Origin of the sequence: Paenibacillus hemerocallicola (genome assembly GCF_006265175.1) — a bacterium.
In the GTDB taxonomy this organism is placed as follows: domain Bacteria; phylum Bacillota; class Bacilli; order Paenibacillales; family NBRC-103111; genus Paenibacillus_AB; species Paenibacillus_AB hemerocallicola.
In genome coordinates, this window is the sequence record NZ_VDCQ01000114.1 from 1 (window position 1) to 14,872 (window position 14,872).

A 14,872-nucleotide genomic window follows, 5' to 3' on the forward strand; every position below is an offset into this window, starting at 1 on the left:
GACGACCCGGCCTGTACGAGCACGGGATAGCCCTGCGGCGGACGGGGAATGTTAAGCGGTCCTTTGACGGAGTAATAGTCGCCCTTGAAGTCGATCTCGTGAACCTTGCCGGAATCGATCGTCGTGTCCGTCTCCCGGTCGTAGACGAGCGCGTCTTCCTCCCAGCTGTCCCACAGCTGCTTGGTCACCTCGACGAATTCGTCGCCGATGTCGTACCGCTTCGTCAGCTCCGGATGGGCCGGCTTGCCGAAATTGTCGGCGTCGGACTGCGAATGGCCGGTGACGATATTCCAGGCGGCGCGACCGCCGCTCAGATGATCGAGCGAAGCGAACTGGCGGGCAACGTGATACGGATCGTTATACGTCGTGCTCACCGTGGCGATAAAGCCGATATGCGTGGTCGATGCGGCCAGCGCCGAGAGCAGCGTGAACGGCTCCAATCTGCGCCACAGACCGGAATAATTATCCGCCGTGAAGACGGCATCCAGCAGACCGCGTTCGGCGATCCGCGCCAGCTCCGCGTAGTGCTCCAGCTCGAGATCGCGCTTCGGGTTCGCGAGCGGATGCTTCCACGAGCCCGCATGATGGCCCGATCCGCCCAAAAACACATTCAAATGCACTTGCTTGCCCGGATGCGCCATAATCAGCACCCCGCCTTTCCGCATAGGTTGGGTAAATAAAATGCAAAAAACCGGAGGCGTAGCCATGCGGCCAGCATCCGGTTGTCCGGTTCCAATTTTAATAACTTGTATCCCGATCTGTTTAGTCGAAATATATCACGGTTTATTTGGAGTGTCAATCGCCCTTTTTTCTCGAACGCCCTATAACGATTATCTTCAAATATGCGTCGAATCGGTGGACGGGCAGTCGGTCAAAAACGGCGAAAATGGCGAGCTCCGCTCAAATTATACGGTTGACAACGAGCCGGACTGCTTGTTATAGTAGGTCCCATCAAACTTGAAATAAACAAAACCCTATCGATTTAGTGTGTTTTAAATCGCCAAGGGTCATAGACGAGGAGGAAGCAGCAATGGCAAATGTACGGCGGTTGGGAAGAACGGGCTTGAAAGTATCCGAGGTCGCCCTCGGCACGATGGCGTTCGGAAGATGGATCGACGAGCAGGCTTCGGCCAAAGTGCTCGATGCGGCTCTCGACAGCGGCATCAACCTGATCGACACGGCGGATGTGTACGGAAAAGGAACGGATCTGGGCAATCCGGATTCGATCGGGGAGTCGGAGCAAATTCTGGGCAATTTGCTGAAGGAAAGAAGGCACCGCATCGTGCTGGCTACCAAAGTGCACGGACGCGTGGGCAAAGGGCCGAACGACGCCGGCCAAAGCCGGTACCATATATTCCGCGCGGTGGAGAACAGTCTGAGACGGCTGCAAACCGACTATATCGATTTGTATCAGGTTCACCGATTCGATCCGGAGACGCCGCTCGAGGAAACGCTCGGCGCCTTGGACGATCTGGTCCGTCAAGGGAAGGTTCGCTATATCGGGGCTTCCAATTTCGCCGCTTGGCAGCTCGCGAAAGCCCACGGCATCAGCAATCTGCATCGTCTGCACCGGTTCGAGAGCATCCAGCCGGAATATAGTCTCATCTCCCGCGAAATCGAGCAGGAGCTCATCCCGTTCGCTCAATCGGAAAATGTCGGGGTCATCGTGTACAGCCCGCTCGGCAGAGGCATCCTGACGGGCAAATACCGTGCCGGAGAAGCGCCGCCGGAAGGCTCCCGCCTAGCCGCCGGCGAGAAGCGGCTGCAGCAGCTGCTGCAAAAAAACCACAGCCTGACGCTGCCGGAGGCGCTCAAGATGCTGGCCGACCGCCGCGGCCTGACACTCGCGCAATTTTCGCTCGCCTGGGTGCTGAGCCGTCCCGGCATCACATCGGCGATTCTCGGCGCTTCCAAGCCCGAGCAGGTGACGGATGCGGCCCAAGCTTGGCACGAGAGGCTGAGTCCGGAAGAATTGAAGGAAGTGGACGAAATTACGGAAAGCTTGTATGCGCCGAAGCTTCCGGTCCACAGCTAAAACAAAAAAGAATGATCGACCGTTCAAACGGAGGCTGTCCAGCAAGATTCCCACGAGAATCGAAGCGGACATCCTCCGTTTTATCGTTTCGGAATGTGCAAGCCCGATAACGGAATGCAGCTGCAAAGTGATGCTTCGATAAAGTGAAGCTGGAGGGAACGTATGGCGAGCATTCGCATTCATCATCTGTATAAACGATACGGCAAAGACAAGCATGCGGTCGTCAAAGACTTCCACATGGATATCGAGGATAAAGAATTCATCGTATTTGTCGGTCCTTCCGGGTGCGGGAAATCGACTACGCTGCGCATGATCGCGGGTCTGGAGGAAATATCCGAAGGGGAGCTCTACATCGGCGACCGGCTCGTCAATCATGTTCCGCCCAAGGATCGGGACATTTCGATGGTATTTCAAAATTACGCGCTGTATCCGAACATGAGCGTCTTCGAAAATATCGCCTTCGGGCTGCGCATGGCGAAGCTGCCCAGACACGAGATCGACCAGGCGGTCAAAAACGCCGCCCGCATTTTGGAGATCGAATCGTTTCTGAACCGCAAGCCGCGGCATTTGTCCGGGGGGCAGCGACAGCGCGTGGCATTGGGGCGGGCGATCGTCCGCAACCCGAAGCTGTTCCTGATGGACGAACCGCTGTCCAATCTGGACGCCAAGCTGAGAGTATCGATGCGAATGGAAATTATTAAGCTGCACAAAAACTTGGAAACGACGTTTATCTATGTGACTCATGACCAGGTGGAAGCGATGACGATGGCCGATCGGATCGTCGTCATGAAGGATGGCATCATCCAGCAGATCGATTCGCCGGAGCAAATTTATTCGACGCCGAAAAATACGTTCGTTGCCGGTTTTATCGGATCCCCGCAAATCAACTTTTTACGGGGACGTATTCTCGACAATAAGCTGGGGGGCTTGGAGTTTCATACGTCGCGCTTTAAACTGCCCATTCACGAGGCGAATGCGGCTGCCTTGAGAAAACATAAACAGGTCGACCGCAATGTCATTCTCGGTATACGGCCGGAGCATATTAATCTGGAGGCGCTGTTTTCCGAGGCGGTCATTACCGGCACCTACAAATTTACCGAATTGATGGGGGCGGACCGCTATTTGTACGTGGACGTCGGCCAAGAAAATTTGCTGATCGCCCGCGTCGATCCTTCCGTTCACTTCAAGGAAAACGAAACGGTCAGAATCGGCGTCCATACGCTGAAAGCCCATTTCTTTCATCAGGAAACCGGCGAGAGGTTTTCGGAATAGCACGAAATGCCGGAAGGGGAGAGTGGTTTTGATTTGGTCCGGAGCACCCGTTGGTCGAGTCGTATATGCAGCATCGTATTGATATTGAGCTTGATCGCTTCCCAGTCGGGTTACGCATCATCCGTGCCATCCGTGCCCGGCAAGCAAGGAACGGCCGAGACGCCCGTCCCGCAGTCCTTCGACCGGACGAACGCGGGCGCCGGAGCAGGAGTCTCGATCAACGATCCGGACGGCGAGCCGCAATTCGGGGAAGCCTCCGTTGCCTGGAGCAAGCAAGGCATAGGCAATGCGACGGCGTCCGTAACCGTCAAAGCGGGGGAGCCATCCGCCGTTTCGGACGCGAAGCAGATCGCCCCCGGCGATTACGCCGGAAAATCGCGAGTGCTTCTATGGAAAGCGGCCGGAAAAGGATGGGTCGAATATGCGGTCAACGTTCCGGAGAGCGCCTTGTACGAGATACGTTTATCGTATCGGCCGTTGACCGAAGGCGGCGGCTCGGGCCCGATCCTGTGGGAAGTAACGGTGGACGGGAGAAGGCAGTTCGCGGAATCGTCGTCGGCGGCGCTGTACCGTACCTGGCAGGACGTCCGACCGATACTGAAAAACGGAGACGGAGACCAGATTCGTCCTCGATCCAAGGATGTGTCCGACTGGGGAGTGAGGGCGCTGGTCGATTCCTCCGGAGCGTATTCCGAGCCGCTGCAATGGTATTTCGAGAAGGGTAGCCATACGATAAGGTTTGCCGGAGCCGAATCCGTAGCGTTGGAAACGATTCTGCTCGCACCAAGGGAACGCATCGCGCCTTACGAGGAGGTGTCGGCCGCTTATCCAGCAGCCGTTCCAGCCGCTCCGCCGCCGACATTGACACTGCAGGCCGAAGAGTTCGACAGCAAAAACGATACGGCGATCAAGCTGTTTTCCGACCGCAATCCCCGCAGCGTTCCGCGCGCCAAAGGGCGAATTACGTACAACACGGTCGGCGGAATCCGCTGGGTGGAGCAAAATCAGGAAATAACGTGGTCGTTCGAGGTGCCGGCAGACGGCCGTTATCAAATCGGCTTTAGAGCGTTGCAAAACACCGTTTCGCAAAAAACGTCGTTCCGCACCGTGCGTTTAGACGGCAAAGTGCCTTTCCAGGAATTTCTCGCTTACGGCTTCCCTTATTCCGCCAGCTGGAAAGGGCGGGTGCTGGAAGATTCCGCGGGCAAGCCGTATTCGGTGTATTTGACGAAAGGCAAGCATACGCTGTCGCTCGCCGTCACCCATGCGCCCGTCGAACCGGTCATAACGGAGCTCGAGTCGCTGACCCGCACCCTCGATGCGATCGACTGGGATTTGCGTTCCTTGGTAGGCGCCGTCGTGGACCGGAACCGGACGTGGAATATGGATCAGGATTTCCCGGGCTTGACCGGCAAGCTGGTGCAAACGGCGGAACGAATGGAGCGGCTGGCCGAGCAGGCGGTTCGCATCAACGGCAATAAAGACTCGATCAGCCAGGGGCTCGATACGGCGGCGAAAGATATTCGCTCGCTTATGAAGAAGCCGGAGGAAATCCCGTACAACGTGAAAGAAATATCTTCGATGAGGGACAAATTCGGCACGTTTATCGAAACGCTGCTCAAGCAATCGCTGCAGCTCGACGAGATATACATCGCTCCCGAGAACGGGACGCTGCCTGCGATGGAGGCGTCGCTATGGAACCGTCTCTGGGGCGGCCTGGCCAACTTTTACTATTCGTTCGACAGCAGGGACAGCATCACGAAGCTCGACGGCGACAAGCTGAACATTTGGGTGCAGCGCGGGCGCGATTATGTCGATCAGCTGCAGCAGCTGGCGGATGAGCGGTTTACGCCGGACACGGGCATCCAGGTGAAGGTGAACCTGATGGCGAACCCGGAGCTGCTGCTCATGTCCAACGCGGCCGGGGTGCAGCCCGACATCGCGCTCGGCTTGACCCAGGATTTGCCGGTCGATTTCGCCATCCGCGGCAGCTTGCACAATTTGGCGTTATTTCCCGATTTTCAGCAATTTTACAAAGGATTCAGTCCGGGCTCCTGGCTGCCGCTGTTCTACAACGGAGGTTATTACGGGGTGCCGGAAACGCAATCGTTCCAAGTATTGTTTTACCGCGAGGACCTGTTGAAAAAGCTCGGCATCGGGATCCCGCAGACGTGGGAAGACGTGTACGACATTTTGCCTACGCTGCAGCAAAATTACATGAATTTTTATGTGAACCCGAGTCAATTTTCCCAGTTTTTCTATCAGAATAATGTTGATTTATATGAGCCGGACGGCCTAAAGACGGCTTTGGACAATCCGGAGGCGTTCCGCGCGTTCAAGCAGTGGACCGATTTGTTCAACACGTATGCGATCGAGCGCGAGGTGCCCAGCTTCTACCAGCATTTCCGCGACGGGACGATGCCGATCGGCATTTCCGATTACAACATGTACGTGCAGCTTGCCGCAGCCGCGCCGGAGCTCAACGACCGCTGGAAAATCGCGGCGATGCCTGGCGTCAGGCAGAAGGACGGCACGATACTCCGTTGGGCCGGCGGCGGGCAGCGAACGGGCGTCATATTCGAAAGGTCCGACAAGAAGGAGCAGGCGTGGCAGTTTCTGAAATGGTGGCTGTCCGCCGACATCCAGCAGCAGTACGGCGCCGATTTGGAGGCGGTGAACGGAGTCGCTTTCCGGTGGAACACCTCCAATGTGGAAGCATTTACCCGGCTTCCCTGGAAAAGAGAGGATGCGCAAGTGATTCTGAATCAGTGGAAATGGTACAAGGACATTCCGAACGTGCCGGGCGGCTACTTCATGGAAAGGGAGGCGAACAACGCCTGGATTCGCACGGTCGTCGGGACGACGAACTACCGGGCTTCCCTGGAGCAGGCGGTGCGGGATATTAACCGGGAGTTGCGCAGAAAGCAGGAGGAATTCGGATTTATCGACAAGGCGGGCAACCGGCTCAAGCCTCTGGACGTTCCGCTCGTCGATCGCCCGTGGGAAGGAATAGACCGTTATGTGGATTAGACTGTGGTCGCATAAGACGTCCTATTTTTTCATCGCGCCGTTCATGCTCTGCTTTATCGCCTTTATCGTCGTGCCGGTCATTACCGCCATCGGTTTGAGCTTCACCTACTACAATGCGATATCGGCACCGGCTTTTATCGGATGGAGCAACTTTCAATATTTGATTTCCCAGGACTTGCTGTTCCTGAAATACGCGCTGCCGAACACGTTCAAATTCGCCGTCATCGTAGGACCGGGAGGTTACGTGGCCGCATTCGCGCTCGCCTGGCTAATCTCCCTGCTCAATTCCAGGCTGCGGAAGTGGATCGCACTGGCGATGTACACCCCGTCGCTGACTGTCGGCATCGCCATGACGATCATTTGGCTGCCGATGCTGTCGGGAGACCGGATCGGATATTTGAACAGCTTTCTGCTGAATCAAGGGCTGATCGACATTCCGAAGCTGTGGGTGACGGACCCGAAGCTGCTGATGAACTCGATGATCGCCGTTACGCTATGGTCGAGCATGGGCGTCGGATTCCTCGCGATGCTGGCCGGTATTCTCAACGTCGACCCGACGCTGTACGAGGCCGGCAAAATCGACGGCATCCGCAGCCGGCTGCAGGAGGTATGGTATATTACGATCCCGTCGATGAAGCCGCAAATGCTGTTCGGCGCCGTAATGGCCATCGTGACGACGTTCAAGACGGGGGCGATCGGCGTAGAGCTTTCGGGCAAAAATCCGACGCCGGAGTATTCGGGCCATCTGATCGTCAACCACATTAACGATTACGGGTTCGTTCGTTTCGAAATGGGATACGCGGCGGCCATCTCCGTGTTTCTTCTGGTGTTGATGTACGCTTCCAACAAGCTGAGCTGGCGGCTGTTCGGATCGAAGGAGGAGTAGGCATGACCAGAAAATACAGATTCTCGCGGATCGCGCTCGTCGTGATTATGCTTCTCTTCTCCGTATTGATGCTGCTGCCGATCGTGTATATGTTCAATCACGCGTTCAAGCCGTACCATGAGCTGTTCGTCTATCCGCCGAATTTTCTCGTACGGGAGCCGACGATCCAGAACTTTATCGAATTGCTGTGGGTGACGTCCAACTCGATCATTCCGCTTTCCCGGTATTTGTTCAACAGCTTGAGCATTTCGCTCATTACGGTCGTGCTGACGACGACGGTGAGCGCCCTGTGCGCCTACGCATTGGCGAAGCACGAATTTCCCGGACGCGCTCTCGTCTTCTCGACGATCGTGCTGATGCTCATGTTCGCCCCGGAGGTCGTGCAAATTCCGCGTTATTTGGTAGTCAGCGGGCTCGGCCTGCTCAATACGTACCCGGGGCATATATTGCCGATGCTCGCTTTGCCGGTCGGCGTGTTTCTGCTCAAGCAGTTTATGGAGCAGATCCCGAACGCCTTGCTGGAGTCGGTCAGACTGGATGGGGCAAACGAATTCGTCGTCTTTTTGCGCATCGTCGTGCCGATCTGCATGCCCGCGGTCGCAACGGTCGCGATTCTTTCGTTTCAAAGCTCGTGGAGCAATTTGGAGACGTCGACGTTTTTCATGCAGGACGACGAGATGAAAACATTCCCGTTTTTCCTGTCGACCTTGACCAACAATTTGGCCAACAATGTGGCGCGCCAAGGAGCCGCAGCCGTGGCGGCGCTCATCATTTTGGTGCCGAACCTGATTTTTTTCGTGATCCTGCAAGGAAAAGTTATCGATACGATGGCGCATTCCGGCATTAAATGATCGAGGGGGAGGATGCATCATTGAACAGGCGGCGATGGCTTCGTCCGACAATATGGATATGGCTTGCGGCGCTGCTGGCGGGAGGGCTCGCCTCTCCCCGGGCAAGCGCGTTTACGCCCTATACGACTTTTTATAAGGACGCCTACGGGCAATTGGTGCAAATCCAGTCCGCCTACAAGCCGTTCGACGTGATCGGACGCGATTTTACGGATGCGGGCGGGAGCGAGGCGAGTCGCGATGAGGCATTTGTCGCAGCTTTGAATCAGCCGCAGGATTTGTTCGTCGATGGACGCGATCAGCTGTACATTGCCGACACGGGCAACAATCGGATCGTGCATCTGGACGAAACGGGCCGGTTCGTGCGCGCGCTCGAAGTCAAGGAAAGTCCGCTGAACCGCCCGAACGGGCTGTTCGTCGATCCGGACGGCAGCCTCTACGTCGCCGACACCGGCAATCAGAGGGTGGTGAAGCTGGATCGCGACGGAAAGCTGCTGCGCGAATTCAAAAGGCCGGAATCCCCCTATTTGCCGGCTGCGTTCAAATACGAGCCGACGAAGCTGGTCGTCGACAAGCGCGGATTTTTGTACATTACGACGCTGGGCGCCTTTCAGGGCTTGCTGCAGCTGGACCCGGAAGGAAGCTTTCAAAACTTTTTCGGAGCGAATAAGGTATCCTTCTCGCTGTTCGACTCCTTCAAGCGTTTCGTCTACACCCGGGAAATGTACCGGAGGGAGCTGAGCAAGCTGCCGGGCGCGATCGTGAATACGGCGATCGACCGCAACGGCTTCGTATATACGGTAACGAAGGACATCAAGAACGACCAGGTGAAGAAGCTGAATATCGCGGGGCTGAACCAGCTCGAGACGAGAGGAGAATTTATCGCGGCGAAGGACGCCAGCTACGGGGAAGTCGCCTGGTGGGCCGACCGCGCGTCGGTGCCGCAGCTGCAGGACATCGCCGTTGACGCGGACGGCAATATGACGGTCGTCGACGCCCTGCTCGGCACGATCAGCCAATACGACGAGAACGGCAACCTGCTGTTTTTCTGGGGAAGCCAGGAAATATCGGCAACGTCCAAGCTCGGGCTGGTCAAATCGGCTTCCTCGATCGCCGCTACCTCCAAGGGCGAGCTGCTCGTGCTGGACAACGTCAATAATTTGATCCAACGCTTCAAGCTGACCGAATTCGGGGCTCTCGTCCATCAGGCCAACAAGTTGACCCAGGAAGGCCGGTACGAGGAAAGCGAGCCGCTGTGGCGGGAGGTCGTCCGGGTCGACGCTTTTTATACGCCGGCTTTGATCGGCTTGGCCAAAGCGGCCTTCAAGAAGGAACAGTTCGAGGAAGCCGAGCGTTTGTTTTTCCAAGCGGGGGTAGGCCAAGGGTACTCGGATTCGTTTTGGCAGACGCGGCTGCTCTGGTTCCAGAACCATTTCGCGCTGCTGATGAACATCGTCGTGGCCGCGATCCTGCTCGCTTATTTGACCGACCGGCTGACGCGCAAATGGCCGCAGCGCGGAAGATTGAAGGAATGGCTGCAGTCGCAGCGGAGCCTTTTCGTTCAACTGAGACATGCGGGCTATTTGATCAAGCATCCGATCGACGGCTTCCACGCAATCCGTCACGAGAATAAAGCGAGCATCGCCAGCAGTCTGATCATAGGCGGCGCCGCGATCGCTTCCTTCTCGTTCGTCAAAGCGGATACGAGCTTCGTGTTCAATTCGTCCGTCTATACGGGCGTCAAGCTCGGACCGCTGCTGGTCCAGTTTCTCGTCGTATGGTTCGGCTGGGTCGTCTCGAATTTTCTCGTCAGCTCGCTGATGCGGGGGGAGGGGCGCCTGAGGGACGTTTTCAACGGCAGCGCATACGCTTTGTTTCCGCTCGTCGTCGTCGGCATTCCGCTTACGCTGCTGTCCCATGTATTCACCTTGAGCGAGCAAGCCATCTTCGGCTTTCTGCAGCTGGCGTTGATCGGCTGGACGGCGCTGCTGTTTTTCTGGATGGTCCAGGGCATTCAAAACTACAGCGTCGGGGAAGCGGTTCTGAACATCGTGTTCTCGCTCCTGTCGCTCGCGGTGATGGGCGTGCTCGTCTTTATATTCATCAGCTTGAGCGGCGAGCTGGTCAACTTCGTATATTCCTTGTACCAGGAGGTGGTGATCCGGTGACCAAAAGCAGAATGCGTCTTGTATTTGCCTTATCGGCCGCTGCGGTCGTGGTCGCCGCCACTTTATGGCTCGGTCTGCAAATATGGAGCTGGCAAAAGCAAGCGTCGACGCTGTCGAAAAAAGCGGCGCAGACGGGTTCGTTTGCGGCCCCGGGCAGCCCGTTGCTTCCGCCGCAGCTTCCGCCGGAGGAACGGTTCAAGCCTGTCGCCGAATCAGTATCGCTGAAGCTGCTGGCGGATAGCGCGACCGGACATTTTCAGGTGATCGACAAGTCGACCGGGTACACGATGCGTTCTTATCCCGATCCGCAGTATTGGTCCGGAGAAACGCTGCCCGCCGGCTGGAAAAACAATTTGCTGTCCCCGATTATCGTCGAGTACGCCAATATTTCCAACTACAAATCGGCGACGAAGACGGTCGGACTGATCGGCGAGGACGGTTATGTGGAGCAATTCCAGACGACGCCCGCAGGCTTCAAGGCGACGTTCGTCTTCGGCAAGGGCCAATTCAAAATTCCGGTCGAGGTGACGCTGAACAACCGGTACGTGGAAACTACGATACTCGACGAGGGCATCGTCGAAGGCGGCGCCTTCAGCCTGCTGAACGCCAAGCTGTATCCGCTGCTCGGCAGCCAGCCGTCCTACGGTCAAGACGGGTATATTTTCATCCCGGACGGCTCCGGGGCGCTGATCCGCTTCAAGCCGAACCGGATCATGCAGCAGCTGACCTATAACGAAAGCATATACGGCAGCGATGCTTCCTTCTACAGCGAGAACGTGGCGAGACAGCCGGTGACGCTTCCGGTATTCGGCTTGAAATCCGGCAGTCAAGGCTTCGCGGCGGTCGTAACGGAAGGCGCGGAGGCGGCCAACGTATATGCGGCTCCGTCCGGCTCGGTCGGCATCTCCAACTGGGTGACGGCCGAATGGCAGTATCGCAAACGTTTTTTTCAAAGCATCAGCAAAAGCACCGACGAAGGCTTCTTCACGTACGGCGCGGACAAATTCGTCGTGCCCCGCAGAACGGTGCGCTATTATGTGCTGAGCCCGCAGGCGAGCGATTACGTCGGCATGGCCTCCGTCTACCGTTCTTATTTGATCGACGAGAAACAAGTGAAGCCGCAGCGGCCTTCCAAGGACGGCATTCCGCTGTATGTCGATATTATCGGCGGCGACATCGAGAAGGGACTGCTGCTCGACAAATACAAGACGGGCACGACGACCTCCGAAGCGGTTCAGCTCGTCCGGGACGTTCACGATCTCGGCATCCGCAATTTGACGGTTCATTACACGGGTTGGCAGAAGGACGGCTACAGCACTCACGGCGACTATTTTCCGGTCGAATCGAAGCTGGGCGGCAATAAGGGGATGAAGTCCTTTATCGACTTCGCCCACTCGCTGAACATCCCGGTGTATTTGACGGCGAATTATTCGATCAACAATGTCGGCGACGGGTTTTGGCCGAGACGCGACGGCTTGCGCGATTTGGCGGGGAACGTGCTGGAGACGCGGTTGAACCATAAGCAGGAGCCGAGCTCCTTCGTAAGCCCCGGCTTTTACCGCAAGGCGGTGGCGTCCGATTTGTCGCGGTATGAAAGTCTCGGCGCGGACGGCATTTATTTCGAGGACGGCATCGGCCGGCTGCTGAGCACCGATTACAACGGCCGTTACTATGGCAGCCGAGGGGACGCGATCGGCATTCAGCGGGACATTTTCCGGCAAACGAACGAATCGCTCGGCGCGGTGGCGGCGAACAATGTCAACGCCTTCGCTTTCGATCAGGTGACGCATATTCCGCGGCTGGCCGACGATTACTCCCACGACATTTTTGTCGACGAAGCGGTCCCGTTTGCGCAAATCGTACTGCACGGTCTCGTCGGGTATACGTCGGCCTGGTCGAATTTGCGCGACGAATCCCGCGTCGAATTTTTGCGGAGCATCGAATACGGAGCTTATCCGACTTACGTGTTTGCGAGCGCACCTTCGGATAAGCTGAAGAACGCTTACTCCGTATGGTATTACAGCCTGAATTACAAAGACTGGCTCGACAGCCTGGCGGAGGAGTACCGCCGGAGCAACGAAGCGCTCTCGGAGGTGCAGGGCAAATCGATTACGGGACACCGCACGCTCGCTCCGAATGTGAAAGAAACGGTGTACGAGGGCAGCTACCGAATCATCGTCAACTATAACGCCTCCGAATATGTCAAAGGTTCGCTGCGAGTGCCCGGCCAAGATTTCGCAGTCGTCAGAGGAGAAGCCGCGCCATGAAACTAAGTGAGAGACTCAGCACGTCCACGCTTCGCAAACTGGAAGGCTCCCTGTTTATCGCGCCATGGATATTCGGCTTCTTCGCCTTCGTCGCTTATCCGCTCGGTTATTCGCTGTACATGAGCTTTTTCCAGGTGAGGATTACGGTCAATTCGGTCGTGTATACGTACGTGGGCTTCAAAAACTATAAAGAAATTCTCGTCTCGAACGGAAGCTTGCTGTACAACGACCTGCTTCCGTTTCTGCGGGAGTCGGCGATGATGATTCCGATCATTCTCGTATTTTCGCTGCTGGTGGCGATTTTGCTCAATATCCGGTTCCCGGCCCGAACGATGTTCCGCGTCATTTTTTTCCTTCCCGTTATTTTCTCTTCCGGACAGATCGTCCAGGAGTTCATCAACCAGGGGGAAGGCTCGCTCATCATATTGGAGGCGCTGAAAATCGACGCTTACCTGCATGACTACGTTCCGGCATCGTGGGCGAAGCCGATTCAGACGGTACTCGGCTCCTTCGTGCTCGTGCTCTGGTACTCGGGCGTGCAAATCCTGATCTTCCTGGCCGGACGGCAGACGCTGTCCGCCTCGATGTACGAAGCGGCCCGCATCGATGGCTCTACCCCGTGGAATACGTTCTGGAAAATTACGCTGCCCGGTCTCGTACCTTACATTTTCCTGAACCTGATGTATACGGTGGTCGATCTGTTCACATTTCCGTCCAATCCGATCGTGAGCAAGGTCAATACGACGAACTACGGCAGCTCGAGCGCGCTGGCCTGGATTTATTTCACTATCATTTTGCTGTTCGTCGGGCTCACGCTGCTGCTGTACAGCCGGGTGGATAAGGCGCTTGCCGGAAGCCGGGCGTAAGAGAGGGGAGGGAATTGCAATGTTGCCACAAAAGCGGATCCGCCCGAGATGGGTTTCGGAGGAGGCGGTTCGGAACGGGCTCGAATTTCTGAAATACCGGTTCATCGGCGCGGAATTGGACAAAGGCATATTGTTCAAGATCGTGTTGTACGTCATCTTGATCAATGTGGCGTTTATTTATATCAAGCCGATATTGTACATGGTCACGACGATGGTCAAGGATGCGAAAAACATTCTCGATCCGACGGTCATCTGGGTGCCGAAGTCGCTTTATTTCGGCCATCTGGCGGAAGCGACCCGGCTGCTCAATTACGTGAAAAGCTTCTTCATCAGCGTATCGCTGTCGGTCTCCGTCTCGGTGCTGCAAATTTTTTCTTGCGCCGTAGCCGGGTACGCGTTCGCCCGGCTCGATTTTCCGCTCAAAAATTTATGGAGCGTGCTGCTGCTGTTCACGTTCATCATGCCGCCGCAGGTTATCATTTTGCCTTCGATCATGCTGTTCAAAGGGTTCGGCTGGATGGACACGTTTCTGCCGATGGTCGTGCCGGCGCTGTTCGGACACGGGCTGAAGGGCGCGATGTTCGTCATCATTTACCGCTCGTTCTACTCCAATCTGCCGAAGGAGCTGGACGAGGCGGCCCGCATGGACGGGGCGAACGGCGTCAAGCTGTTTTTCCGCGTCATGTTCCCGCTCTCCAAGTCGGCGATCGTCGTCGTCGTACTGTTTTCGTTCGTCTGGAACTGGAACGATTTCTACTTGCCGTCGATCTTCATGTTCACCGCGCAGAACGTTCCGCTGTCGATCACGCTTGCGAGGCTCGCCGCCGAGCTGAAGCTGGCCGCCGGAGCCGGAGAGATGACCGTATATGGAGAATCGATCAAGATGGCGGCGGCGTTCCTGATCATTTTCCCGCTGCTGATCGTCTACTTTTTCGCCCAACGCTGGTTTATCGAAGGCGTCGAGCGGACGGGGCTTGTGGAGTAGAGGAAAAGCTCCGCTTGCTGCGCGCAATCGAGGATGCCGTCCCCCATGCCGAAATAGAACCGGCTTTGGCGCTACGGCTGCGCTAATTGCCCGGCTAGGTCGGTATGGTTGAAGCCGGGCGAGCGAAAGGAGATAAGGTTGAAAACAACCTTATTGTGTGGACACAGCTGTCCATGCCGCCGAATAGCGCCGGTTTCGGCATTATGTGCCCGATCGGATCGGGACATGGGGCTGAAGCCGGGCGAGCGAAAGGAGATAAGGTTGAAAGCAACCTTATTGTGTGGACGCAGCAGTCCGTGCCGCCGAATAGCGCCGGTTTCGGCATTATGTGTCCGGTCGGATCGGGACATGGGCGGAAGCCGGGCGAGCGAAAGGAGATAAGGTTGAAAACAACCTTATTGTGTGGACGCAGCAGTCCGTGCCGCCAAATAGCGCTGGTTTCAGCATTATGTGCCCGATCGTATTGGGAAATGGGGTTGAAGCCGGGCGAGCGAAAGGAGATAAGGTTGAAAACA

General features: G+C 56.5%; 10 protein-coding genes. 9 read left to right on the forward strand and 1 reads right to left on the reverse strand.

Annotation, left to right across the window (positions count from 1 at the left end):
* A partial coding sequence (locus FE784_RS39280; protein ID WP_139607764.1) for an NtaA/DmoA family FMN-dependent monooxygenase occupies positions 1–641 on the reverse strand: 641 nt, incomplete at its 3' end.
* A 389-nt stretch (positions 642–1,030) separates the two neighbouring features.
* Between FE784_RS39280 and FE784_RS39285 the strand changes: the two genes are divergently transcribed.
* From FE784_RS39285 to FE784_RS39325, 9 genes are all read left to right on the forward strand, one after another.
* Complete coding sequence (locus tag FE784_RS39285; RefSeq protein ID WP_139607755.1) at positions 1,031–2,035, forward strand: aldo/keto reductase; 1,005 nt, start codon at positions 1,031–1,033, stop codon at positions 2,033–2,035.
* A gap of 162 nt (positions 2,036–2,197) precedes the next feature.
* The gene (locus FE784_RS39290; RefSeq protein ID WP_139607756.1) at positions 2,198–3,307 is read left to right on the forward strand and encodes an ABC transporter ATP-binding protein; all 1,110 of its coding nucleotides are present in this window, start codon (positions 2,198–2,200) and stop codon (positions 3,305–3,307) included.
* Between the two features lie 33 nt (positions 3,308–3,340).
* Positions 3,341–6,337: an extracellular solute-binding protein gene (locus FE784_RS39295; protein ID WP_246132389.1), complete on the forward strand. Its 2,997-nt coding sequence runs from the start codon at positions 3,341–3,343 to the stop codon at positions 6,335–6,337.
* Positions 6,327–7,223, forward strand: coding sequence for a carbohydrate ABC transporter permease (locus FE784_RS39300; protein WP_139607758.1), 897 nt, complete (start codon positions 6,327–6,329; stop codon positions 7,221–7,223). Before FE784_RS39295 ends, FE784_RS39300 begins: the two co-directional genes overlap by 11 nt.
* A 2-nt stretch (positions 7,224–7,225) precedes the next feature.
* Complete coding sequence (locus FE784_RS39305) at positions 7,226–8,074, forward strand: carbohydrate ABC transporter permease (protein WP_139607759.1); 849 nt, start codon at positions 7,226–7,228, stop codon at positions 8,072–8,074.
* A gap of 20 nt (positions 8,075–8,094) precedes the next feature.
* A complete protein-coding gene (locus FE784_RS39310) occupies positions 8,095–10,239 on the forward strand; it encodes a YIP1 family protein (RefSeq protein WP_246132390.1) in 2,145 nt (714 codons plus the stop codon).
* Complete coding sequence (locus FE784_RS39315) at positions 10,236–12,506, forward strand: DUF5696 domain-containing protein (protein WP_139607761.1); 2,271 nt, start codon at positions 10,236–10,238, stop codon at positions 12,504–12,506. Before FE784_RS39310 ends, FE784_RS39315 begins: the two co-directional genes overlap by 4 nt.
* Positions 12,503–13,372: a carbohydrate ABC transporter permease gene (locus tag FE784_RS39320; RefSeq protein WP_139607762.1), complete on the forward strand. Its 870-nt coding sequence runs from the start codon at positions 12,503–12,505 to the stop codon at positions 13,370–13,372. The genes FE784_RS39315 and FE784_RS39320 overlap by 4 nt, the downstream gene beginning before the upstream one ends.
* A gap of 19 nt (positions 13,373–13,391) precedes the next feature.
* Positions 13,392–14,357, forward strand: coding sequence for a carbohydrate ABC transporter permease (locus tag FE784_RS39325; RefSeq protein ID WP_139607763.1), 966 nt, complete (start codon positions 13,392–13,394; stop codon positions 14,355–14,357).
* The last annotated feature ends 515 nt before the right edge of the window (positions 14,358–14,872 follow it).

What these genes read in the sequence shown, in the direction of transcription:
- FE784_RS39300 (WP_139607758.1), top strand. Translation starts at nt 6,327, where the DNA reads ATGTGGATTAGACTGTGGTCGCATAAGACGTCCTATTTTTTCATCGCG.
- FE784_RS39290 (WP_139607756.1), top strand. Translation starts at nt 2,198, where the DNA reads ATGGCGAGCATTCGCATTCATCATCTGTATAAACGATACGGCAAAGAC.
- FE784_RS39305 (WP_139607759.1), top strand. Translation starts at nt 7,226, where the DNA reads ATGACCAGAAAATACAGATTCTCGCGGATCGCGCTCGTCGTGATTATG.
- FE784_RS39325 (WP_139607763.1), top strand. Translation starts at nt 13,392, where the DNA reads ATGTTGCCACAAAAGCGGATCCGCCCGAGATGGGTTTCGGAGGAGGCG.
- FE784_RS39320 (WP_139607762.1), top strand. Translation starts at nt 12,503, where the DNA reads ATGAAACTAAGTGAGAGACTCAGCACGTCCACGCTTCGCAAACTGGAA.
- FE784_RS39285 (WP_139607755.1), top strand. Translation starts at nt 1,031, where the DNA reads ATGGCAAATGTACGGCGGTTGGGAAGAACGGGCTTGAAAGTATCCGAG.